The organism is Loigolactobacillus rennini DSM 20253 (assembly GCF_001436505.1).
Lineage (GTDB): Bacteria > Bacillota > Bacilli > Lactobacillales > Lactobacillaceae > Loigolactobacillus > Loigolactobacillus rennini.
In genome coordinates this window covers 1-1,498 of the sequence record NZ_AYYI01000008.1, presented here as the reverse complement: position 1 = coordinate 1,498, position 1,498 = coordinate 1, and the positions used below count along the sequence as shown (strand labels likewise).

The 1,498-nt window shown below is 39.7% G+C and carries 2 protein-coding genes; both read right to left on the bottom strand.

Going from position 1 to position 1,498, the window contains the following annotated elements; translation table 11 throughout:
- Positions 1–31 precede the first annotated feature (31 nt).
- Complete coding sequence (locus FC24_RS11730; RefSeq protein ID WP_083485594.1) at positions 32–940, bottom strand: IS3 family transposase; 909 nt, start codon at positions 938–940, stop codon at positions 32–34.
- Positions 913–1,446 (bottom strand): helix-turn-helix domain-containing protein, encoded by a 534-nt coding sequence (locus FC24_RS11725; protein WP_057873114.1) that lies wholly within the window; start codon positions 1,444–1,446, stop codon positions 913–915. Before FC24_RS11725 ends, FC24_RS11730 begins: the two co-directional genes overlap by 28 nt.
- Positions 1,447–1,498 lie beyond the last annotated feature (52 nt).

Genomic DNA, 1,498 nt, shown 5'->3' with positions numbered 1-1,498 from the left:
TGAAGTGAACCCTTAAAATTGGACAACTTTATTAAGCTGCTTTCTGGGCGGTAAGTTCCCGGTATTTTACCGGGGATTTGCCGCCCAGTTTTGTTTTGATTCGGCGGTAATTATAAAATTCAATCCACTCTGTCATAGCTTGGATAAGCTGTTCTTTAGTATCGAAGTGCTCGTCCATAACTTCAACTTTCATGATGTGAAAGAAGGACTCCATTGCGGCGTTATCTAGGCAGGTCGCTTTACGCGACATACTTTGAAAAATACGATGTTCTTTTAAAACATTTTTCCAGTGACGATGCTGATATTGGAACCCTTGGTCCGTATGGACCGTCGTTCGATATTTTCGTTTCGGTAAATCCTCTAAGGCATCTCTTAAGGGTTTCAAGGCAAAGTCTACTGTTGGGTGCTCACTAATATTAAAGGCTAAAATTTCTCCGTTAAACAGATCGAGAACTGGTTCTAAATAGACCCGTTCGTTTTGCCCCATACCACCATATCGAAATTCACTGATATCGGTAACTAGCTTCTGATAAGGACGGTCGGTTTTAAATCGCCGATTAAGGCGATTGGGAGCGATGGCGCCAACAGTTCCTTTGTACGAGTTATATTTACGGTTTTGTCGATTGAACGCATGACATGTCCAGTTTTGCTCCCGCATAATCCGCAAGACTCGCTTATGATTAATGTTAAAGCCATATCTGGTACGTAATTCATCCGTCATTCGCCGATAGCCATACTTCTTTGTGTATTTAGAATCATGTTGTCGAATTTCGTCGATGGCTTGAATAATTTGTGAATCATCAGTTTCACGTCCCTTATGCGTTTTAGCGTAATAATACGTACTATGAGGAATATTAACTGCTTTGAGAACTAGTTTAATGGATACTTGAAAGATCTGCCTTAACTCCGTAACTAGTCTCGTGAGTTCTTTTGTGCTGATTTTTTCCGTGCTAAGGCATCGAGTTTTTTTAAGAATTCATTTTCAATTTTTAACATCTGGTTTTCTTTTCTTAACTGTTTCAACTCGTCATTAGGTTTGGATAATGCTAGCGCTTCGCGCTTCTTTGGAGCCTTCTTATGCTTAGCCATGATTTTAGAACTTCCTCTTCTTCGCTCGAGACCCACTATTCCTGCTTCTTTAAAACGACGTTCCCACTGCCAGATTGTACTAGGAGACGATAAGTTAAAGTGTAAAGCAGTGACTGGGAGCGAAGCTCGATTTCGTTTTCTCCAGTTTAATACATCAACTTTAAACTGACTAGAATATTCTTGGTCCATGGACCGAAGCCTTAAGCCTTCAATACCATATCGATCAAAACGATGAACCCAATTAAGAACAACTGAATTATCGCTAATTCCGTGTTCTTTAGCTAAAGAAGTGGAGCTCTTACCTGAAAGATATTCGGTCACTATTTTTATTCGAAACTCTAAATTAAATTTGGACATAGTAAAACCCCTAACGTTGGATTTAGTTGTCCAACGTTAGGGGTTCACTTTA